The organism is Roseovarius salinarum (assembly GCF_002834145.1).
GTDB classification, from domain to species: Bacteria; Pseudomonadota; Alphaproteobacteria; order Rhodobacterales; family Rhodobacteraceae; genus Roseovarius; species Roseovarius salinarum.
Genome location: NZ_PHNT01000013.1, coordinates 30,022 through 51,814, shown reverse-complemented (window position 1 = coordinate 51,814; position 21,793 = coordinate 30,022). Strand labels below are relative to the sequence as shown.

The following is a 21,793-nucleotide window of genomic DNA, read 5'->3' as shown; positions in this document are numbered from 1 at the left end:
TCACTCCGCCGCCGGTCTGTCGGGCCAACCGCGGCGCCGCTCGGGCGATGCCTCCGCCGCCTCGATCTCCTCGGACAGGCGGCGCGCCAGGACGCGGACGTTGGGTGACAGCACCATGCTGTCATGGTCGCCGGGCACCTCGACGACTTTCAGGTTGGGCATCCAGGGCGTCCACTGGTTGTCCTCGAAGACGTATTCGCGCTGCCGGCTGACCCAGTTCCCGCCCGTGACCTTCCAGTGCCGGTCGAGCGGCGGGCGGAACAGCACTGCCGGCCCATCCCACGGCGCCAGCCTGTAGGCCGCGACCGCCCGGCGGAAGGCCGTTTCGATCCGGCGGTTGTTGAACTGTCCCTCGGCGTCGTTGTCTGCCTGTGGGCCAGTACGCTTGTGCATTTCCCACGCCCAGCGGTCGGCGGCCCATTGCAGCAGGTAGCGCGCGCCCTTGCGCCGGAATTCCGCCAGCTTGATCATCGCCTTGTCGGCGCGCGCAAGCGCCGGTCGAACGGGCAGGGGCGTGTCGAGCAGCGCCAGCAGCGCCACCGTCTCGCCCGCGGCCTCGAGTTGGCGGGCGATCTCGTAGGCGGTGATGCCGCCGCCCGAAAAACCGGCCAGAAGGTACGGGCCCGCAGGCTGGATGCGCCGCATCTCGGCGATGTGGTCGGTGGCGGCCTGGGGGATCGTGTCGTGCGGGGCCTCGTCCCCGATCAGGCCACGCGCCTGCAGCCCGTATACCGGTCGCCGGGGCAGGCGCTGGGCAAGGTGGCGAAGGTTGAGCACGTTCCCAAACATTCCTGCCACGATGAACAGCGGGGTGCCGTGGCCGGCGTCGCGCCCGTTCAGCGCGACGGCGTGACGAAAGATGTCGTCCGCGCCCGTGGCCGCGTCATCGGGGCCGTCGTCCGCAACGGGATCGGGGCCGCCGGTGCGTGCCTCGATCAGCGCGGCGCAGGCGCGGACCGTGGGGGCCTCGAACAGCACCGAGATCGGGAACTGCACGCCGTACTCGCGTTTGACCGCCGCGAACAGCCGGACCGCCAGCAGGGAATGGCCGCCAAGGTCGAAGAAGCTGTCGTCGACGCCGATTTCTCCGACGCCCAGCAGTTCCTGCCACAGCTGCGCAAGCCGCGTCTCGATCGCGGTTTCGGGCGGGGCGTAGGCGCTGTCCAGATCGGGGCGTTCGAAGCTCGGCCCGCTGGTGGCCGCCGCATCGGAGGTGGGCGCGGCCTGCGCGATCAGTTGCGCGGGCGCGACGGGGGAAACCACCACTTGCGCGGCATGCGTGGCCAGCGTCCGGCGGAACGCCTCCGCGCCTTCCCCGGGCCGGATGCCGAGCGCCACGAGCCGCTGCATGCGCCGGGTCGCGTCGGTTTGCGGCGAGGTGGCGGGCGTGTCCGGCTCCAGGTCGTCTGGCCGAACCGGGGGAAGGTCCGACAACGCCAAGGGCGTGTCGAGGCGTTGCATCTGGAAATCGGTGATCCGGCCGACCACGGCCCCGTCCTCGTCGCATAGGGTCACGTCGAAGGCGGCGACGCCGGCCGGCCCGTCCGTTTCCTCCCGCCGCGATATCCAGCTGAACAACCGCCCCGGCAAGGGCCGGTCGAGGCGGATCGTGCCGTAGGAGACGGGCACCCAGAGCCGGTCCGGCGCATAGCCGTCGATCAGTTCCATGGCCCACCCGGTCGCGAGGTCGAGCATCGCCGGGTGCGCGACGAACCCGGTCTCGAGATCGTCGGCATGATCCGGCGGCAGGGTGATGCGGGCGATCCCTTCGCCTTCGCCAAGCCATGCCTCGTGGACGACCCGCCAGCGCGGGCCGAACCGCAGGTGCGCTTCCTGGGGCGACTTGAAACCGTCCGCGCCCTCATGGCGCGAGGGTGTCGTGCAGCGCGCCGCCACCGCGGCAAGGTCCACCGGCGGAAGGGTATCCGCGGACGCCGCCGGCGCGATCACCCCCTGCGCATTGAGCACCGTGCCGGTTTGACCGTCCACGCTGTGGGGGCTGCGCGTCTCGAATGCCGTTGCCCCGCCCGCAGGCTGCAACCGCGTCTGTATCGCGGCGCGCCCGTCGCGCTGCGCCACTACCGGGCGCAGGAAAACCAGATCACGGATTTCCAGCGGCAGCGTGCCACCCGCTGCGAGATGGCTTTCCAGGGCAAGCTCGACATAGGCCGTGCCGGGCAGGACGGCCGTGCCGTCCATGGTGCGGTGGTCGTCGAGCACCCAGTCCGTGCTGTCCGACAGAGAGACCCGGAACGCCTGCTCCCCATCTTCCGCCACCCGGCTTTCATGCAGCAGCGGCCGGTCCAGCGGTTGCCAGTCGGCCGCTTCGGTGGGGGCCGCCAGCGCTTCGGCGGCCATGCCGACCTCGGCCCAGATGCCCCAGTTCAGCGCCAGGACATGCGTCTTGTCGCCCTTTCGGGCGTCGGCATAGGCGTTGAGAAAGGCATTGGCCGCGACATAGTCGATCTGCCCCTCCGGTTGCGTGACCGTGCTGGTCGATGAAAACAGGACGAGAAAATCCAGCTCCCCGTCCGCGAAAACCCGGTCGATCACGCGCACGCCATTGATCTTGGGCGCGAAGACCCGCTCGACGTCGGCGGGTTCCTTGCCCAGAAGCGGGGCGTCGTCGATCGTGCCTGCGGCGTGAATCACGCCGTCGATGCCACCCGTTTCGGTGCGCGTGCGTGCGACGATGCGCGCCATCTGCTCGACGTCGCAGACATCCGCTGTCTCCACGCGCACCGTGGCGCCTTCCGCCTCGATCCCGCGGATCGCGGCGATCCGGCGTTGCGTCGGGCCTTGCGGGGTTCCTTCTGCCGATATCGCCGCCCAGCGGTCGCGCGGCGGCAGCGGGCTGCGCGCGAGCAGCACGATCTCGCCCGCGCCCCCACAGGCGAGCGCGCGCGCGATGGTCAAGCCGATGCCACCCAAGCCGCCAGTTATCAGGTAGGTGCCGCCTGCGCGCACCCCGGGTACGTTCGCGGTGTCCGGCGCGGGAAGGGGCGATGCCGTCCAGTCCCGCTCGAACCGGCGAGTGCCGCGATGGGCCGCCACCGCGTTGGATGGCGTTGCAAGAAGTTCCTCGAGCACGCTGTCCAGCCGCTCGCCCCCCGGGGACGCCTGGCCCCGCTGTCCGGGCGTCAGCCGGTTGAGCAGCCCGGGGCGCCGGGCTGCTGGCGCGGGCGCGAGATCGACCGTGGTGACGGTCATCCCCGGCAGTTCCTTCGGGATGACGCCCGCCGGTCCGGCGATCGTGGCCTTCTCGGGGTCAGGCAGGGCCTCGTCCGTCACCCGCGCGGCCCCGGTGGTGAACACCGTCAGGTGCAGCGCCTCAGGACGACCCGCTGCCTCGAGTGCCTGGGCAAGGTGCATCAGGCTGTAAAAGCCCTGCTCCATGTTGCGGGTGAAGAAATCGCTGCCGGGGCGGTGTGTCTCCGCCTCGGTCACAAGCCAGAAATGGCCGATCCTGTCGGGCATGTGCCCGTCGGCGACCAGCGCCTCGACGAGTGCCTCGTAGCCTTCGCGCCCCTGCTCGGGCGCAAGCGTGTAGGTCTCGGCGTCGTGCCGCACGAAACTGTCGCCCGCGCGCACCAGGAGCACGGTGTGACCAGCGCCGCGCAGCCGCTCCGCCGCCGCTTCGGCCAGCCCCGTTTCGTCGGCGAAGAACAGCCACGTCTTCGGTGCGTCGGCCGACAGGGTATGCAGCGCATCCGCCGCGCAATCGGCGTAGCGCGGTTTCCACAAAGGGCGGTAGCCCCAGTTGCCCACGTCGTCGTTGCGCGCCACGTCTTCGGCGTCGGGGGCGGTGCGGGCTTGCCCCGGCTCGATGAAGTAGCGCCTGGACTGGAAGGCATAGGTGGGCAACACGACCCGGTTGCGCCGCTGGTCTCCCCATATCTGGCTCCAGTCGGCCTCCACCCCTGTGGCCCAGAGCCGGCCGATCACGCCCACGAAGAACTTGTCGTCGGCGATCTTCTCGTCCGGGTGGCGCAGCGAGCCGAGCACGCGTTCGGGGCCGACGGCCGGATCCATCTGCGCCAGCGATGTCATCGCGCGGCCCGGCCCGACCTCCAGGAACACGCGATCGGGCTTGTTAGACAGGCAAGCCATGCCGCGCGCGAACTGCACCGTGTTGCGCAGTTGCCCGACCCAGTAGTCCGGGTCGGTGGCCTGCCCGTGCGTGATCCAGTCGCCGGTGCGGTTGGACACGAAGGGGATGCGCGGGGCGGCGAGGTCCAGACCGGCGAGGAACGTCCGGAATTCCGGCAGGACGGGATCGAGCATCCGCGAATGCGCTGCAATGTCGATGTTGACCGGCTGGCAGTCGATTCCGCGCGCCTCGAGTTGGCCGCGCAGCGCGTCCAGCCGCTCGGTCGGGCCCGAGACCGTGCAGAAATCCGCGGCGTTCACGCTGGCGATGTCCAGATCGTTCCCGATGACCGCGGCCAGTTCGTCGGTTGGCAGACCCACCCCCAGCATGCCGCCCGCCGGCACGGTGTCGAACAGCCGGCCGCGCAGAAGCACAAGGTCGATGCAGTCCTCGAACCCGATGGCCCCGGCGACCGCGGCGGCGGTGTTTTCCCCCATGCTGTGACCGATCAGCGCGGTGGGCCGAACGCCCCATGACAGCCAAAGCTGGGCCAGCGCGTATTCTGCGATCATGATCAGCGGAAGCTGCACCGAGGGTTGACGCAGCTGCGCCTCGGCTGCCGCGTGGTCGCCGGGGTCGGGCAGCCAGACCGCGCGGATATCGTAAGCCAGCCGCGCCTGGAGGTGATCCAGCCCCCGGTCCATCCACTCGGCGAACACCGGCTCGGTCTCGTACAGGTCTCGCGCCATTCCGGGGTATTGTGCCCCGCCGCCGGGGAACATGAACACCACGTCCGGGTCGGCGCCCAACCGCCTGTGCGTGAAGACGCGGCGCGGATCGCCCTGCTCCAGCAAATCGGCAGCTTCCGCTTGGCTCTCGGCCACGACGACGCGGCGTTCGTCGAAGCCCGCGCGCCCCTGCTTGAGCGTATGGGCCACGTCGGCCAGCGGTTGCTCGGGATGGGCGCGCAGGTGCGCGGCGAGTTCCGCGGCATTTGCGTCAAGCGCGGCCTTGCCGCGGGCCGACAGGCACAGGGCATGGAACGGCCAGTCCGATTCTTCCGACGGGCCACGCTCCGGCGGCTCCTCCAGCACGGCATGCGCATTGGTACCGCCCACGCCGAGGGAGTTGACCCCGGCCCGGCGCGGGTGGCTGCCGCCGGGCCAGTCCGTCAGCCGGTCGTTCACCCGGAACGGGCTGGCCGCGAAATCGATCGCCGGGTTTGGCGCCTCGTAGCCCAGGCTGGGCGGGATCTGGCGGTGATACAGCGCGAGGCTGGCCTTGATCAGGCTGGCCACGCCCGCGGCGGTGTCCAGATGGCCGATGTTCGTCTTGACCGACCCGATGCGGCAGAACCCGGTTTCGGCCGTGGTGCGCCGGAATGCCTCGGTCAGGGCGGCCACCTCGATCGGATCGCCGAGGTAGGTGCCCGTGCCGTGGCATTCGACATAGCCGATGGTGTCAGCCCCGACCCTCGCGGTGTCGAGGGCACGCGCCACCGCCGCGGCCTGCCCGTCCACGCTGGGCGCGAGGTAGCCCGCCTTGGCCGCGCCGTCGTTGTTGACGGCGGTGCCCTTGACCACGGCCCAGATGTGATCGCCGTCGGCGATGGCATCCGACAGTCGCCGCACGGCCACGACGCCCGCTCCGCTGCCGAACACGGTGCCCTGCGCCCGGTGATCGAAGGCGTGGCAGTGACCATCGGGTGACAGTATTTCGTTTTCCTTGGCCAGGTAGCCGCGGCCTTGCGGCAGCTCGATCGTCACGCCGCCCGCGAGCGCCATGTCGCAATCGCCGTCGCGCAGCGCCCGGCAGGCGTAGTGCAAGGCGACCAGCGAGGTTGAACAGGCCGTCTGGATGTTCACGCTCGGTCCCCTGAGGTCGAAGACATGGCTGACGCGCGTGGCGAGGAAATCCTTGTCGTTGCCCGTGTGACGCAGCAGGAACATGCCCACATCGTCGACGAGATCCGGGTTCGAGCAGATGTTGAAATAGAAGTAACTGCCCATGCCGCAGCCGGCGTAGACGCCGATGTCGCCGCCGAACCGCTCGGGAACGTGCCCCGATTGTTCCATCGCTTCCCAGCATACCTCGAGGAACTTGCGGTGCTGCGGGTCAAGAATGGCTGCGTCCTTCGGGCCGAAACCGAAGAATTCGGCATCGAAATGGTCGAAGCGGTCCAGCGGCGCGGAGGATGCGACGTAATCGGGGTCGGCCATCCGCGCGCGGCTTTCGCCTGCGGCGGCAAGCCGGTCCTCGTCGAGCGTCACGATGCTTTCCGTGCCCGCAGCAAGATTGCGCCAGAACGCGTCTGCGTTCTGCGCGCCCGGCACCTTGAGCGACATCCCAACGATTGCGAAATCTTCCGGCATTTTCGGTCAGCTACTGTATTCGTTCACTGCCCGGCTTTCCCCGCCCCAAGAGTCCGCGAGCGCCTTCCATTTCACCCCAGAGCGGGCAGCTTGCCTAGGGGCTACCGGCACTGTGCCGCAGGTGTTCTGCAAGGTATTGATATTGTGGTATAATCTTTGTTCTGCGCGGGTGGCCGTCTTGCGCCTTGTATCAACAGGATGACTTTGTGACCGGGACTGATGCCGAAGCGTCAACAATCGGTCTTTCCCCGGTCCAGTGGCCGCGAATCATCACGCCTGCCGTAATGATCGGGACCGGCGCCTAATGCAGGATCGGGGCACCCGACCGGCGGCGTCCCGCCGCGGCATCGGGCCTTTCCTGCGCGAGCCGCTCCGCATGGCCCAGGATGGCCCCGGCGATCAGCCACGTATAGGGCGTGAGGATCGCGTTGATCAACATGTCCACCATTGTGACCCCGAGGATCACCGCCAGCGCGGCCGCGTGCGGCGCGGCGTTCGGACCCGCGCGCCGCCAAAGCATGGCCAGCGGCACCGCCAGAAGCCCCATCTTGGCAAGGTAGCCAAGCCAACCGAAGGTGCCGAAGACGATGATCCATTCACCGTCGGGGACGCTCCAATCCTCGCCGGTTGTCGGGTCGCGCACCAGGTTGCGGCCCCAGCCGCCCCAGCCGAAAAGCCATTTCTCGTGCGCGCGGTCGAGCAGCATCTCCTCGTTGCGGAACCGGTAGCCCAGCGATTGCGCGCGATCCGGGTCGATGGCCCGGGCCCAGGCCAGAAGCGTGTCCAGCGGCACCAGGCCGTAGTCGCGCAGCACCGGGTAGACGACAGCGACCGCGGCCATCAGGACCGCCAGCGTCAACTGCGCGCGTGGCGGCACCAGCAACACCAGCGGCGTCAACGCCAGGGCATAGGCGAGGGGCGCAAGGCTCTTGCCGAGGTAGACGACCGCGACGAGGTAGAACGCGGCGACGAGGAACCGCCGGCGGTTGCGCCCTTCGGCCGTCCGGGCGAGCGCCGCCGCCGAGATCGCCGCCGTCACCAGGAAGAACGCGAGCCACAGCGCGTGTTGCAGGAACACGATGGGGCGGAACCCGCCACCGCGCATCATCTGGCTGAAATCGTGCTGGAAGAAGCCGTAGATCCAGATGTTGAGTTGCGGGCTCATGCGGATCTCGAACAGTGCAGGCAGCGAATAGGCGAGCCCGCCGACAACGAGCGCAAGCAGCAGTTCGCGCATCCCCGTCGCCGATGACAGGAAGGCCCGTCCCAGCACGAAGGGCATGAGCACGATCGCCTGCGTCGACATGACCGACAGAACGTCAATCCAGCGCAGCCCGGGCAGCCTGCCGGATTCGAACACCAGCGGCTCGGTGTTCAGAATCGAGCGGAAGATGATCGGATCCGTGTTGGTCAGCACCGTCGGGACGACGCCGAACAGGAACAGGATCATCAGCCCCCCCACGACCGGCGAGGCAGGCCAAAGCTGAACCCGGCGTCCTGCGGTCAGCAGGCAGAAGGCGAATGCGCACAGGCTGGGGATCGTTTCCTTGTCGAAATCGGGCACCAGCGGGAAATCGAACTGTGCCTGCTCCGGCAGGAGAAGGTAGCCGCCGAGAAGGCTCCAGACGATCGCGCGCTCGATTGCCAGCCGCCGGAACAGACCGATGCAGACCAACGGCCAGAGCATCAACATGAGATAGGACAGCGTGTTCGGCATTGACCTTCGTTCCCGCGCCCGGCCCAGTCTATTCCCGTCTTCTGAGCCGTCAAAGCGATGGTTGCGACGCGGCGCAGTTCATAGGGCCGCTGTGGCCTCGTGTTGTCGGGAATGGGGCGGTTTTGCCTTCACGCCCCGCCATGCCGTGACTATGGTTTCCCGGTGTTCCGGAAGAGTGGCACGCCCGTGAAGTTCTTCGTCAAGAATCGCAGCGTGAGGATCAACATGCGCAGCTTCGCGCAGTTGAGCGACGAGATCGAGCACCGCTTCGAAACGGGCCGGGGGTTCGCGCTGGCGACGCTCAATCTCGATCACCTGGTCAAGATCGGGGCCGATCCGACCTTTGCCGAGGCTTACGCGCGGCAGGATCTCGTGGTCGCCGATGGCCGCCCGGTTGCGTGGCTCGCCCGGTTGGCGGGGCGACCGGTGGAACTGATGCCGGGCTCCGACATGATCGTCCCGCTGTGCCGACTCGCCGCGGGAGCCGGGGTCTCCGTGGCACTGGTGGGCAGCGATGATGAGACGCTGGCGGGGGCCGCCGCGGCACTCGAGGATCGGGTGCCGGGCCTGCGCATTGCGTGGCGTCATGCCCCGCCCATGGGCTTCGACCCGGACGGGCCTGCGGCCGAGCGTCTGCTGGTCGACATTGCCGGGCAGGGCATCGGCCTTTGTTTCGTGGCACTGGGTGCGCCGAAACAGGAACGTCTTGCCGCAAGGGGCCGCCATCGGGCACCCGGCGTCGGTTTCGCCTGCATCGGCGCGGGTCTCGACTTCCTCGCCGGGCGGCAACGGCGGGCGCCCCCCTGGATGCGGCGGCTGGCGCTGGAATGGCTTTGGCGGCTCGGCGGCGATGTCCGCCGCCTTGGCCCGCGCTATGCCCGGTGCTTCGCCATCCTGCCTGGCCAGATCGCGCGCGCGGCGCGCCAGCGCTTCGTGACGCCGCGGTAGGCGGGCTAACGGTATTCGATGAGCCCTTTCCGACGGCCGCGCAGCCGGCCCGCATGGTAGCCCAGCGCGCCGGCGGCCTCTGCGAATTTGCCCAGAACGGTAAAGGCGGCCCATTCCCACGCGGCCCGCCGTGCCGGGCCTTCCCGGACCGCGAGGCGGACGACCTGCAGGGGGTAGAGCGCGACGGCGGTCAGCGCCCACGGCTGGATCAACGCGGCGAGTGCGATTGCCACGGGCAGCCCCGCGCCCCACGCCAACGCGCGGCGCGCCTCGCGGACCCAGTGGCGCTCGGGCGGGGCGCCGTGCCGGGCCGCCCCCTCGGCGAACGCATGGCCGGCCCGGCGGTTGCGCTGCCACCATTGCGCGAACCGCGTCATTGCCGCGTCGTGCAATGTCATCTCGGCGTCCAGCCTGTGGATGCGCCAGCCGTTCGCGCGAAGCCGCACGCACAGATCCGGTTCTTCCCCCGCGATCAGGGCTTCGTCGAAACCGTCGACCGCACGAAGGGCCGCCACGCGGGCCAGCGCGTCCCCGCCGCAGGCGCGCACCTCGCCGGCCGGGCCGCGCCATTCGATGTCGCACAGGCGGTTGTAGACCGAGACCTCGGGGTGCGCTTCGCGTCGGCGGCCGCAGACCACCGCGACGTCGGGCCGCGCATCGAGCGTGGCCATCCCCGTCGCGATCCAGCCGGGTTGCAGGACGCAGTCGCCGTCTATCAGCTGCACGAACGCGGGCGCGTCGGCGCCCAGTGCGGCGAGCCCCGCGTTGCGCGCCCGCGCCGCCGTGAAAGGCCGCGCGGGGTCGAGCGCGACGACCTCGGCGCCGGCTTGCCGGGCACGTTCGATGCTGCCGTCGGTCGATCCCGAGTCGACGTAGACGACACGCGCCGTTTCACCGTCGAGCGACTCGAGGCAGGCGGTCAGCCGCGCGCCCTCGTTCCGGCCGATCACCACGGCGGCCACGCGTGCATTGGCGGGTTGGGAGGTTTCGGCGGTCATGCGAACAACGGTGCCATTGGCCGGGCAAACCTGTTCGACCGCGCTGCGCGGCCATGCAGCCGGTCGGGGTTCACGACGCCGACCTCGAAGGTCCGGGGGGCGACGCTGCGCCGGTCTTTGCCGCAGGTGGCCCGGCGCAGACGTCGCAAGGTGTTGTGGGTGGGCTTCATCCGCCGTCCCCCGTCAGCGGGTCCGGTACGCAGGAATTGCAGATGGTGCCGGATGCCATGCCAAACCGTGTTGCCGCCTCTGCCGTCCCCGTATCTGGCCGACAATCGGCGCCAGTTGCAAGCGGCGGGGATCCCGCGGCCGGTTCCGGATACGACCCTGACGCGGAAATCGCGCGGTTTCCCGATGCGCACGCGGTCGTGGCGCACGCAAGAAAGGCCGCGCACCGGCCTTTCGGTCACGGTACGCGGCCCCGTCTTTCAGCCGGCAGGCGCGTCAGCCCGGATAGGCCGGGATGACGCCCACGCGCGCGCGGCGCTTACATGGACGCTGCCTCGCGCGCGGCTTTCAGCCACTTGTCGACCTTGCCCTGGTTTTCCTCGATCCAGGTGCTGGCCTGTTGCTCGAGGTCCTCGGGGCTGTCGGCGCCGGCATTCATCTTCGCGTTCTGGTCGAAGATGTCACCGATCGGGATACGAACCTGGCGCAGCAGCTCGGCGGCTGCCGGGTTCTCGCTCAGGAAGTCCGAGTTGGCGACGGGCCGGATGTCGTTGGCCGGCCAGCCCAGATCGCAGGGCTGTTCGCCGCGGCAACCTTCAAGCCCCTCGACCGTGGTCTCGTCGGCGAGGTGCGCCTGGTCTTCAGGCAGCTTGGTTTCCTCCATCTGCAGCCAGACCACGTCCTCGCCCGGCGGCAGTTCGCCGACCGTCCAGTTCGGGGTCCAGGTGTAGAAGAAGATCGGATCGCCGGCTTCGAAACGGCCCACGGCATCGGCCATCGAGGCAGAGTAGCCTGCCTTGATCGCGTTGAAGTCGTCATTCCAGCCGTAGGCTTCGAAATGGTGGCTGATCACCGTCTCGCAGCCCCAGCCCGGCGGGCAGGCGACCAGATCGGCCTTGCCGTCGCCGTTCGAGTCGAACAGCTTCTGGATGTCGTCATCGGTCATGTCCGAGACGGTGTTGATATCGTGCTTCTCGGCGGTCTTCTTGTCGATCAGGTAGCCCTGAAGCGCACCGCCCTTGGCGACATAGCCGATCTTCTCGGCGCCATCGCTGAAGTCGTCTTCATAGGTGTTGTGCAGCGGGAACCAGCCGTTGACCCACAGGTCCATGTCGCCCTGTGCGACGGACTGGTAGAAGGGCGGGTTGTCCAGCGTGGTCACGCGGGCCACCTCGAAGCCCAGTTTTTCCAGCAGCTGGCTGTAGACCTCGGCCTGCCACCAGCCGGTGTCCCATGTCGCGCGGGCCATCTGCACTTGCGTGCCGTCGCCGGGCATGTGCGCCTCGGCCGCCGCTGCGGTGGGCATCGCCACCATCGCGGCGGTGGCCGCGCTTGCCGTCAGTTTCAGGATCGTCTTCGTCTTGATCATGTCGAAAGACCTCCCTTTCGCTCGTGTGAACCGCTCCCCCGCATTGCGGGGCGTGCGGTGTAGGTGCGGCCGCGCCGGCCAAGGCGCGCGGCCGCGGTCTGGTGTCAGGACGCGCTCTGCTGTCCGCTTGCGGACGAGTTTGCCGGCGTCCTGGTTCTGAACAGCGACCTGAGCGTGTCCAGAAGTCCCGGTGTCTTGCGTTCCGATTCGCTCCCCAGGGCCTGCGTGATCCGGTCGAGGATCATGGCCAGCAGCACGATGCCAAGGCCGCCTTCGGTGGCTGCGCCCACGTCGAGCCGGCCCAGCCCGGTGTAGACCGTCAGGCCAAGGCCACCCGCCCCGATGAGGGCGGCGATCACCGCCATCGACAGCGCCAGCATCAATGTCTGGTTCAGACCCGCCATGATGGTTCGCAGTGCCAGTGGCAGCTGGACCTCCCACAACACTTGCCGCGGCGATGAGCCGAAGGCATAGGCCGCCTCGATCAGGTCCTCGGGAACCGAGCGGATGCCGAGGTTGGTCAGGCGGATGATCGGCGGCAGGGCAAAGATGATGGTCGCGATGATCCCCGGCGTCATCCCGACGCCGAACAGCATGACGATCGGCACAAGGTAAACGAATGGCGGGATCGTCTGCATGATGTCCAGCACGGGACGGATGCCGTTGGCGAAGCGGTCGCTGCGTGCGGCCGCAATCCCCAGCGGCACGCCGACCACCGCGCAGAACAGGACGGCGGTCAGGATCATTGCCAGCGTCGTCATCGTCTGGGTCCAGACGCCGATCAGGTCAACCACGACAAGGCTGATCAGCGTGAATACCGCCAGCCCCCGGCTGGCCACGGCCCAGGCGATCAGGGTCAGCACGATGGTGAAGATTGCCATCGGGATCGCCTGAAGCCCCATGTCGAGCAGCTCGAGGACCGTGGTGATCGGCACCTGCATCGCCTGGAAGACTTCGCGGAAATTCGGGACGAGCCACCCCTTGATCGCGGTTTCGACCCAGGAATCAAGCGGTAGCTCGAATACGTCGGACGGTTGCCACATGGTGTTGCCTCCGGTCAGGCCGACATGGATTGCGGCGTCTTGTCTGCGCCGCCGTCATCCGTCGGCTCTTCCTGTTCATGGGCCAGTGTATTGAAGACGGCCCCCGGCGTGACGGCCCCGACGAGCGTTTCGCTCTCGTCAACCACGGCGATTGGCAGCCCCGTCGTGCACTGGTCGTAGACCTTGTAAAGAAGGGTGTCGGGCCGGGCCGTCGGGATGTCTGTCTGGACGTAATCGCCGAGCCTCGCGTTCGCGTCGATACTGGCATCCGACAGTGCGCGGTGCGTCACCAGCCCGGCAAGCTTTCCGCCGTCCACGACGTGCAGCGCATGGCGCCCCAGTTCTTCCAGCCGGTCCCGCGCCGCGCCAACCGTATCGGTTGCCAGGTTGAGCGCGTGAGGCGTTTCCATCACGCTGTCGAGGCCGAAAACCTTCGCACGGTCCACGTCCTGCGTGAAGGCGGCCACGTAGTCATCGGCAGGGTTGCCGACGATTTCCTCGGCGGTGCCGACCTGCACGAAACGGCCCTCCTTCATGATCGCGATGCGGTCGCCGAGGACCAGCGCCTCGTCCAGGTCGTGGGTGATGAACACGATGGTTTTCTTCATTTCCCGCTGGAGTTCCAGCAGCTCGTTCTGCATGTCGCGCCGGATCAGCGGGTCGAGCGCCGAAAAGGGTTCGTCCATCAGCAGGATCTCGGGGTTCACGGCCAGCCCGCGGGCCAGCCCGACGCGCTGTTGCATCCCCCCCGACAGCGCCGACGGCTTCCTGTCCGCCCAGGCATCAAGACCCACCTGCTTGAGCGCGGTGAGTGCGCGCTCGCGCCGCTTTCCTTGCGGCACCCCGGCGATCTTAAGGCCGTACTCGACGTTCTCGGCCACCGTCTTGTGCGGGAAAAGCGCGAAGTGCTGGAACACCATCGCGAGTTTCTCGAGCCGCAACTGACGCAGCTTTTCGGCGTTGGCCGCGAGCAGATCCTCGCCATCGACCATGATCTTGCCGTCGCTGGCATCTATCAGGCGGTTGAGCATCCGCACGAGCGTCGACTTGCCGGACCCCGACAGCCCCATCACCACGAATATCTCACCTTGTTCTACGGAGAAGTTGACGTCCTGCACACCGACGGTCATGCCGGTTTCGGACAGGATCTCGTCCTTGGTCCTGCCGTCCTTCATCATCTCTAGGGCTTGTTCGGGGTCATCCCCGAATACCTTTGAGACGTTCTCGGCCACGATCTTCGCTGTCATGCGCTGCCCCCCTTTCGCGACGATCGGGTTGCCGTGCAATGCGGCGCTTCTCTTGAAGGGACACGTGGCAATGATGGTTGGCGAGTTCAACCGTCGCCCGCCGTGTCCCCGCCTCTCTCGACGCAACGGCCACCGGAATCGCCGCCCTTTCACAGCAGCTGTTCGGGCGCAAGTCCGCCACCGATTTGCAGGGCCGCCGCACCGATCGGGCCGGAGGCCGCAAGATCGCGCGCTTGAAGGCAGGACGGAAAAGCATTCAAAAACAATGAATTGACAGTATCCAGACGTTCGGGAGGCCCGGCCACACCCCTGCAGGCGGGCGCATGTCTGCGTGGTCACGGCCGGCGCGTCGGCCGCAGTTGCGCCTGTTCGCCGGGAAACACGACGTCCATGGGTTGTGCGGATACGGACAGGATGACGAGTTTTCAGTTCACGCAAAGACTGTCGCCGGAGTCATCCCGGAGGCCCGGTGCGTGCGGCCGCGTCTCATGGACGCCCGATTCCGCCGCGACATCCATGATGGACACCCTGCCGGTCTCCACGCGCTCCGCGGCCTGTCGTTCGAACTCATCCGGAAAACACCGTCCGCTCGCTCGAAAGCCTGGAACGGGTGTCCACCAAACCGGGCGGGATCGGGCGCGCTATGCGATGCCGATGAAAATGATCGCCGTGCCAAGGCAGGCGGCTCCGATTCGTAACGCCACGCCCCGTGTGGCCACCAGGCCCCACGAGATCAGGCCGAGCCCGGCCGCGATCTTCGCGGCCGCCAACGCCGCACGGCCCGGCGCGTCCGCCAGGTCGAGGATTTCCGGCGACACGACCATGCCCAGCGGAATCAGGTAGAGCCCCAGCCCGAGGATCATCGCGGTGCCCGCCACGCGCAGCCAGTTTTCGCCGATCATGCCGGCGGCGATGAACACCGCGCCGCACACCGGGGGCGTGATGGTGGACAGCAGCGCGTACCAGAAGACGAACAGATGCGCCTGCAGCGGTGCCATCCCCAGTTCGATCAGCGCGGGGCCGGCGACCGACACGCAGATCACGTAGGCGGCGGTCGTCGGCACCTCCATCCCCAGAACGAGGCAGGCCAGCGCGGTCAGCAGAAGCGAGGGCCACAGCAGCCCGTTCGATGCCGAAAGGATCAGCGACGTCAGCTTGACGCCGAGGCCGGTGATGCCCAGCACCCCGATCACCAGCGCCGCGCACAGGATGATCGACCCGATCAGCGCCACCTGCCGCGCGGCGGTGAACAGCGCGCGCTCCACCCGGCGTGCGGCGCGTCGGGGGTCGAGCCGCAAGTCGGCGCCGAACAGCAGCAGCGCCGCGCCGGTGAAGATGGCAAGGCTGGCCGCGTATTGCGGCGTAACGCCCAGCCCGAACATGCCCCACATCAGCACGGTGAAGGGCACCAGGAAGAAGGCCGAGGTCACGGCGATGTCGCGCCCCGCCGGTCGGTCGGCGGCGTCCAGCCCGCGCAGCCCGAACCGCCGGGCGTAGCCGTCTATGCCCATCCAGACGGCCGCGAAATACAGCAGCGCGGGCAGCGCGGCGGCGGCAATGATCTGGGTGTACGGGGTCGAGGTCAGCTCGACCATCACGAAGGCCCCCGCGCCCATGAGTGGCGGCATGATCTGCCCGCCCGACGAGGCGACGGCCTCCACCGCCGCGGCGATCCGCTTGGGGTATCCCAGCCGCGCCATCGCCGGCATCGTGATCGCGCCGGTCGACGCGACGTTGGCCGAGGCCGACCCCGAGATCGACCCGAACAACGCGGAGGACACCAGCGAGACCTTGGCCGCGCCGCCCTTGAGGCGCCCGGCGGCGGCGGTGGCCACGTTCATGAAACCCTCTCCGGCCTCGCCCGCGTTGAGCACCGCGCCGAAGATCACGAAGATGGAAACGACCCCGACCGACACTGCCGTCAGCGTGCCCCACAACCCGCCCTCGGCGATGGTCAGCGTGCCCAGGTAGCTTTCCAGCGGCACGCCCGAGTGGCCGAAGCGGCCCGGGATATGCTGGCCGAACAGCCCGTAGAGCAGCGCGAGCGCCGCGATCGTGGGCAGCGGCCAGCCGATCGCGCGGCGCGCGGTTTCGAGAACGGTCAGGATCAGCACGGCGGCCACCCCAACCTGGAACGGCCCCTCGAGGAAGCCGTACTGGTCGCCCAGCGCGTCATGGCTGACCGCCACCCAGAGCGCCGCGCCACCGCCCAGCGCGGTCAGCGCGACGCCGCTCCACAGGGCGGCGCCGGTGCGGCCCCAGATCAGGATCCAGGGCAGCACGAGGACCATGTGCAACGGCCGGCTGACGAGGTTGGGCACCAGCCCCGAGAACACCAGCCCCAGGTGGAAGCCCACCGAGGCGAGCGCGAAGGCCAGCCAGAGCACCCGGGCCGGCAGGGTCAGCCCGGTGTGGTCGTCGGCCTCGGCCGCCTTCACTTCTGCGCGTCGGAGAGCGCGATGCCCGCCTCTTCATAATACCGCACGGCGCCCGGGTGGATCTTGCCGGTGATGTTGTCCAGCAACCCCTCGTTCACGCCGGCCCACCAGCGCGCGGTCTCGGCCATCTTGTCGCGGTTTTCCCAGAACGCCTTGGTCATCGCGTAGGCGGTGTCGCCGTCCATCTGCGTGGTGGTATAGGCCACCACCGGCAGCGAGGTGGTGACGATGTCCTCCTCCTGGCCGGAATAGGTGCCGGCGGGGATCACCAGCCGCGTGCGGCCCGTTTCCTCGACCTGTTCGTCCGTCATCGACAGCACGTCGACGCCGGTCGAGGCGGCGGCCTCGACCACGTTGGGCGCGGGATAGCTGCCGGCGGTGACGAAGCCGTCGATCTGCCCGTTCTTCAAGGCGGGCACCGCGTTCGACAGTTCCACGTCGGCGATCTCGACCTTGTCCGCCACGCCGAACATCTCCAGATACTTGCGGCCCTCCCGCGCGCCGAACGATCCCTTGCCCAGCAGGATGGTCTTGCCGGCCATGTCCTCGAAGCTGTCCACGTTCGCATCCTCGTCCATGACGAAATGCATGGTCAGCGACGGGATCGGGAAGAGCGCGCGGATTTCGTCGAAGGCCGGGTCGCCCTTGCCCTCGAACATCGCCTTGCCGCCCTGCGCGAGGCGCACCAGGACGGGCGGCGTGGTGAAGACGTAGTCGCCGCCGCGCGCGCGGGCCTCCATGACGTTCTGAACCGAGCCCTGGCTTTCCTCGACGGTGACAAGGATTTCGCCGTCGGACACCGCTTCCAGCGTCTCGGCGATCTGCACGCCCATCTGGTAGTAGGACGAGGTCGATTTCGCGGACTTGTAAGTCACGCGGGTTTCGGCCTGTGCGGGTGCTGCGACGGCGGCCAGGATCGCGGCCGCCGTGAAGGATTTGACGAATTTCATGATGCTGCCTCCCTGATTGTCGCGCCCGATAATGGCGGTTGCGGCGCGAAGGTCAATGCCGCTTGGCCGTTGCGGCGGGTATGAAAACGAAAGGGCGCGCCACGAATGGCGCGCCCGATGCGTGCACGGCCCGGAGCGGGCCGTGCGGGATGTCCGGCCGTTCAGGCAGCCAGGTCGAAGCGGTCGGCGTTCATGACCTTTGTCCAGGCGGCCACGAAATCGTTCACGAACTTCTCGCGGCTGTCGTCCTGCGCGTAGACCTCGGCGTAGGCCCGCAGGATCGAGTTGGAGCCGAACACCAGGTCGACGCGGGTGGCCGTCCACCTGGTTTTGTCCGTCTCGCGGTCGCGGATCTCGTAGGTGCCGTCACCGACGGGCTCCCACTTGTAGGCCATGTCGGTCAGGTTGACGAAGAAATCGTTCGTCAGGGTCCCTTCGGTGTCGGTCAGGACGCCGTGCTTCGTGCCGCCGTGGTTGGTGCCCAGCACGCGCATGCCGCCGACCAGGACGGTCATCTCGGGCGCCGTCAGGCCCAGAAGCTGCGTGCGGTCGAGCATCAGCTCCTCGGGTTGCACCACGTAGTCCTTCTTCTGCCAGTTGCGGAAGCCGTCGGCCACCGGCTCCAGGGGTTCGAAGGAATCCGCGTCGGTCATCTCGTCGGTGGCGTCGCCGCGGCCGGGCGCGAAGGGCACGTCGACGTCGAACCCCGCGGCCTTGGCGGCCTTTTCGATCCCGGTGTTGCCGGCCAGCACGATCACGTCGGCGATGCTGGCGCCGGCGTCGCTGGCGATGGGCTCCAGCACGGACAGCACGCGGTTCAGGCGCTCGGGCTCGTTGCCGTCCCAGTCCTTCTGCGGGGCCAGGCGGATCCGCGCGCCGTTGGCGCCGCCGCGCATGTCGGACTGGCGGAAGGTGCGGGCGCTGTCCCAGGCGGTGGCGACCATGTCACCCACCGACAGGCCGCTTTCGGCGATCTGCCGCTTCACGGCGCCGATGTCGTAGTTGACGGGGCCGGCGGGCACCGGATCCTGCCAGATCAGGTCCTCCTCGGGCACCTCGGGGCCGAAATAGCGCGCCTTGGGGCCCATGTCGCGGTGGGTGAGCTTGAACCACGCCCGCGCGAAGGCCTCGTCGAGCTCTTCGGGATTTTCGTGGAAGCGCTCCGAGATCTTGCGGTACGCCGGGTCCATCTTCATCGCCATGTCGGCGTCGGTCATGATGGGGTTGCGGCGGATCGACGGATCCTCGGGATCGACGGGCTTGTCCTCTTCCTTCATGTCCACGGGTTCCCACTGCCACGCGCCGGCGGGGCTCTTCTTGAGTTCCCACTCGTGGTTGAGCAGCATGTGGAAATATTCGTGGTCCCAGCGCGTCGGGTGGGTCGTCCAGGCCCCCTCGATCCCGCTGGTCACGGCGTCGCGGCCGACGCCGCGCGTGGTGTGGTTGATCCAGCCGAGGCCCTGTTCATGGACGTCCGCCGCCTCCGGCTCGGGGCCGACGTTCGCGGCGTCGCCGTTGCCGTGCGTCTTGCCGACGGTGTGGCCGCCGGCCGTCAGCGCGACGGTTTCCTCGTCGTTCATCGCCATCCGCGCGAAGGTTTCGCGCACCTGCTCGCCGGTCTTGAGCGGATCGGGCTCGCCGTTCACGCCCTCGGGGTTGACGTAGATCAGGCCCATCTGCACCGCCGCCAGCGGGTTTTCCATGGTGGCGGGGTTCCCGACGTCCTCGTAGCGCTCGTCCGACGGCGCCAGCCATTCCTTCTCGGCGCCCCAGTAGGTGTCCTTCTCGGGGTGCCAGATGTCCTCGCGCCCGAAGGAGAACCCGAAGGTCCTGAAGCCCATGGATTCATAGGCGACGTTGCCGGCCAGGATGATCAGGTCGGCCCAGCTGATCCGGTTGCCGTACTTCTTCTTGATGGGCCACAGCAGCCGGCGTGCCTTGTCGAGGTTGCCGTTGTCCGGCCACGAGTTGATCGGCGCGAAGCGCTGGTTGCCGGTGCCGCCGCCGCCGCGGCCGTCCGAGATGCGGTAGGAGCCCGCCGCGTGCCAGGCCATGCGGATCATCAGCCCGCCGTAATGGCCCCAGTCGGCCGGCCACCACTCCTGGCTGTTGGTCATCAGGTCCGTCAGGTCCTTCTTGAGCGCTTCGACGTCAAGCTTCTTGAGTTCCTCGCGGTAGTCGAAGTCGGGTCCCATCGGGTCGGTCTTGGTGTCATGCTGATGCAGGATGTCGAGGTTCAGCGCATTGGGCCACCAGTCCATGTTGGAGCGGCCCACCTCGGTGTTGCCGCCGTGCATGACGGGGCATTTGCCGGTCGTCGTGATGTCGTTTCCGTCCATGATGCTCTCCGATCGTCGATTCGTTGAATTCGCTGGCGATGCGCCCGGGATGCCGCACCGCCGGACTTATGCGGCCGGACCGCCCTTCGAAAGGCGGTCCGGTGAAACCGCTTACTAAATAGCAGAGACCCGCCATAACTTGAATTTGATTTTTCTAATCATGTCGATACGATTTTCCTATGAACAGCTTGTCGATGAAGCATCTGCGCTATTTCGAGGCCCTCGCCCAGCACGGGCATTTCGGTCGCGCGGCGGAGGCCTGCGCGATTTCGCAGCCCGCACTGTCGGTGCAGATAAAGGAACTGGAATCCATACTCGGCGCGCCGCTGGTCGAACGGGGGCCGCGCCACGTCCGCCTGACCAGCCTGGGCGAGGCCGTGGCCCTGCGCGTGCGCGAGATCCTGCGGTCCGTTGACGAGCTGGCCGACCTGGCGCGCGCGTCCGAAGGGCCGCTGGTGGGCCGGCTGCGGCTGGGCGTGATCCCGACCATCGCGCCCTATCTTCTGCCCGGATTCGTCAAGGCGCTGGCCGCGCGCTACCCGGGCCTGGACGTGCGTCCGCGCGAGGCGGTGACGCGCCGGCTGATCGACGATCTGCTCGAGGGGCACCTCGATGCGGCGATCGTGGCCTTGCCCATCTCGGAGCCGTCGCTTGAGGAAGTGCCCGTTTTCGAAGAGGAATTCGTGCTGGTGCGCGCTGACGCGGACGCCGACCAGCCGGTGCCGGCACCCGAGCGGTTGCGCGAGATGCGCCTTCTGCTGCTGGAAGAGGGGCACTGTTTCCGCGACCAGGCGATCTCGTACTGCCGGATGTCCTCGGCGCTGCCGCGCGACCTGATGGAGGGCAGCTCGCTTTCAACCCTGGTGCAGATGGTGGGCGCGGGCATCGGGGTGACGCTGATCCCCGAGATGGCCGTGCCGGTCGAGACGGGGTCGGCCCCGGTGTCTGTCGCCCGTCTGCCCGCGCCGCGCCCCAGCCGCACCGTGGGCATGGTCTGGCGCAAGACCAATCCGCTCTCGGATCAGCTTGGGCAGATTTCGCGGATCCTGGGCAATCCCGGCGCGGCTACATCACCAGCCGCAGAAGCCGCAGCGCCCCGCGCTTCCACGGGACCCGGTGGGTGACACCGGCGGCTTGCGAGATCCTGTCGCGGTTGGCGACGTACCAGTCGTAGTTGCGCACCAGCGCCTCCTCGTTGGAATAGCGCGGCGAGAAGCCAAGTCGGTCGGTGATCTTGTCGATGGAGACGAAGCTGTCCTTGCCGGCGGTTTCGTAGATCCACTTGTAGAGGGGCGACAGCCCCACCGCCTCCAGCGCGCGCAGGGTCCAGATCGCGGGCGCCGCCGGCAGCCCGATCACGCGCTTGCCGTGGCCGGCGCGGTCGAGCACGGCCTGGAAGCTCTCGCGCAGCGTCCCGAAGCGTGCGGCGCCGACGTTGAAGGTGTCGTTGACCGCTTCGGCGTCGCCGGTCGCGCACAGCTCCACCGCCTGGTTCAGGTCGGCCACGTCGAGCAGCTGGTAACGGTTGTCGCCGGCCCCGAGCACCGGGAAGTTGTGCCCGTCGTAGGCGAAATCATAAAGCAGCTCGAAGGCGCCCAGCCGTTCGGGTCCGACGAAGGACTTGGGCCGCAGCACCGGCACGCACAGCCCCGATTCGCGGAATTCGGCGCAGACCTCTTCGGCGGCGACCTTCGATTCGCCGTAGGGGCCCACGCCGCGCATCGGGTCCGCCTCGACCAGCGGGTGGTGATCGGGAATGCCGTAGACCGCCGTGGTCGAGATGTGCACAAAGCGGCGCACGCCCGCGGCCGCGGCGGTTTCCAGCAGCGCGCGGGTGCCGTCGACGTTGGTCGACCGGATTTCCCCGGGCGTGCTCAGCGGCAGGGCGGCGGCGCAGTGGACGACCGTGTCCACCCCGTCGAACGCCGCGGCGTGGGCGTCGCGGTCGCGGATGTCGGCCTGCAGCACCGAGATGCGGTCCGCCTCAGGGTAGGTGAAGGGCGCGATGTCGTAGCTGCGCACGGTGTGGCCGCGGTCCAGCAGGTGCCGCACCAGGTTGATGCCCATGAAACCGGCCCCCCCGGTCACCAGGACGGTTCCCTCGATCATGCCTT

12 protein-coding genes are annotated in these 21,793 nt (G+C 68.2%); 2 read left to right on the top strand and 10 right to left on the bottom strand.

Annotated elements, in window-relative coordinates; genetic code table 11:
* Both CEF10_RS12230 and CEF10_RS12225 read right to left on the bottom strand, forming a co-directional pair.
* Complete coding sequence (locus CEF10_RS12230) at nucleotides 1–6,462, bottom strand: type I polyketide synthase (protein WP_101068455.1); 6,462 nt, start codon at nucleotides 6,460–6,462, stop codon at nucleotides 1–3.
* Between the two features lie 301 nt (nucleotides 6,463–6,763).
* On the bottom strand, nucleotides 6,764–8,179 hold the full coding sequence (locus CEF10_RS12225) for a hypothetical protein (RefSeq protein ID WP_101068454.1): 1,416 nt from the start codon (nucleotides 8,177–8,179) through the stop codon (nucleotides 6,764–6,766).
* 225 nt (nucleotides 8,180–8,404) lie between these two features.
* Here CEF10_RS12225 and CEF10_RS12220 point away from each other — a divergent pair, with 225 nt between their 5' ends.
* Nucleotides 8,405–9,127 (top strand): WecB/TagA/CpsF family glycosyltransferase, encoded by a 723-nt coding sequence (locus CEF10_RS12220; protein ID WP_101068501.1) that lies wholly within the window; start codon nucleotides 8,405–8,407, stop codon nucleotides 9,125–9,127.
* A 5-nt stretch (nucleotides 9,128–9,132) separates the two neighbouring features.
* Here CEF10_RS12220 and CEF10_RS12215 read toward each other — a convergent pair whose 3' ends face one another.
* From CEF10_RS12215 to katG, 7 genes are all read right to left on the bottom strand, one after another.
* Complete coding sequence (locus CEF10_RS12215; RefSeq protein WP_101068453.1) at nucleotides 9,133–10,125, bottom strand: glycosyltransferase family 2 protein; 993 nt, start codon at nucleotides 10,123–10,125, stop codon at nucleotides 9,133–9,135.
* A 487-nt stretch (nucleotides 10,126–10,612) separates the two neighbouring features.
* Complete coding sequence (gene proX / locus CEF10_RS12210; protein ID WP_101068452.1) at nucleotides 10,613–11,662, bottom strand: glycine betaine/L-proline ABC transporter substrate-binding protein ProX; 1,050 nt, start codon at nucleotides 11,660–11,662, stop codon at nucleotides 10,613–10,615.
* Nucleotides 11,663–11,766: 104 nt separating this feature from the next.
* Nucleotides 11,767–12,705 carry an ABC transporter permease gene (locus CEF10_RS12205; RefSeq protein ID WP_101068451.1) on the bottom strand — a complete coding sequence of 313 codons (939 nt, stop codon included), beginning with the start codon at nucleotides 12,703–12,705 and terminating at the stop codon, nucleotides 11,767–11,769.
* Nucleotides 12,706–12,719: 14 nt separating this feature from the next.
* Nucleotides 12,720–13,952, bottom strand: coding sequence for a quaternary amine ABC transporter ATP-binding protein (locus CEF10_RS12200; RefSeq protein ID WP_101068450.1), 1,233 nt, complete (start codon nucleotides 13,950–13,952; stop codon nucleotides 12,720–12,722).
* 641 nt (nucleotides 13,953–14,593) lie between these two features.
* A complete protein-coding gene (locus CEF10_RS12195) occupies nucleotides 14,594–16,390 on the bottom strand; it encodes a TRAP transporter permease (protein WP_232796489.1) in 1,797 nt (598 codons plus the stop codon).
* Nucleotides 16,387–17,340: a TAXI family TRAP transporter solute-binding subunit gene (locus CEF10_RS12190; RefSeq protein WP_101068449.1), complete on the bottom strand. Its 954-nt coding sequence runs from the start codon at nucleotides 17,338–17,340 to the stop codon at nucleotides 16,387–16,389. Before CEF10_RS12190 ends, CEF10_RS12195 begins: the two co-directional genes overlap by 4 nt.
* Nucleotides 17,341–17,501: 161 nt before the next feature.
* The gene (katG, locus tag CEF10_RS12185; RefSeq protein ID WP_101068448.1) at nucleotides 17,502–19,679 is read right to left on the bottom strand and encodes a catalase/peroxidase HPI; all 2,178 of its coding nucleotides are present in this window, start codon (nucleotides 19,677–19,679) and stop codon (nucleotides 17,502–17,504) included.
* Nucleotides 19,680–19,858: 179 nt separating this feature from the next.
* Here katG and CEF10_RS12180 point away from each other — a divergent pair, with 179 nt between their 5' ends.
* On the top strand, nucleotides 19,859–20,803 hold the full coding sequence (locus CEF10_RS12180; protein WP_101068447.1) for a hydrogen peroxide-inducible genes activator: 945 nt from the start codon (nucleotides 19,859–19,861) through the stop codon (nucleotides 20,801–20,803).
* Here the strand turns inward: CEF10_RS12180 and CEF10_RS12175 are convergent.
* Nucleotides 20,745–21,788 (bottom strand): NAD-dependent epimerase/dehydratase family protein, encoded by a 1,044-nt coding sequence (locus CEF10_RS12175; protein ID WP_101068499.1) that lies wholly within the window; start codon nucleotides 21,786–21,788, stop codon nucleotides 20,745–20,747. The two genes, CEF10_RS12180 and CEF10_RS12175, sit on opposite strands and share 59 nt — an antisense overlap.
* Between the last annotated feature and the right edge of the window lie 5 nt (nucleotides 21,789–21,793).

Coding starts and splice junctions, on each gene's coding strand:
- CEF10_RS12225 (WP_101068454.1), bottom strand. CDS start 8,179: ATGCCGAACACGCTGTCCTATCTCATGTTGATGCTCTGGCCGTTGGTC.
- CEF10_RS12175 (WP_101068499.1), bottom strand. CDS start 21,788: ATGATCGAGGGAACCGTCCTGGTGACCGGGGGGGCCGGTTTCATGGGC.
- katG (WP_101068448.1), bottom strand. CDS start 19,679: ATGGACGGAAACGACATCACGACGACCGGCAAATGCCCCGTCATGCAC.
- CEF10_RS12220 (WP_101068501.1), top strand. CDS start 8,405: ATGCGCAGCTTCGCGCAGTTGAGCGACGAGATCGAGCACCGCTTCGAA.
- CEF10_RS12205 (WP_101068451.1), bottom strand. CDS start 12,705: ATGTGGCAACCGTCCGACGTATTCGAGCTACCGCTTGATTCCTGGGTC.
- CEF10_RS12180 (WP_101068447.1), top strand. CDS start 19,859: ATGAACAGCTTGTCGATGAAGCATCTGCGCTATTTCGAGGCCCTCGCC.
- CEF10_RS12215 (WP_101068453.1), bottom strand. CDS start 10,125: ATGACCGCCGAAACCTCCCAACCCGCCAATGCACGCGTGGCCGCCGTG.
- CEF10_RS12200 (WP_101068450.1), bottom strand. CDS start 13,952: ATGACAGCGAAGATCGTGGCCGAGAACGTCTCAAAGGTATTCGGGGAT.
- CEF10_RS12230 (WP_101068455.1), bottom strand. CDS start 6,462: ATGCCGGAAGATTTCGCAATCGTTGGGATGTCGCTCAAGGTGCCGGGC.
- proX (WP_101068452.1), bottom strand. CDS start 11,662: ATGATCAAGACGAAGACGATCCTGAAACTGACGGCAAGCGCGGCCACC.
- CEF10_RS12190 (WP_101068449.1), bottom strand. CDS start 17,340: ATGAAATTCGTCAAATCCTTCACGGCGGCCGCGATCCTGGCCGCCGTC.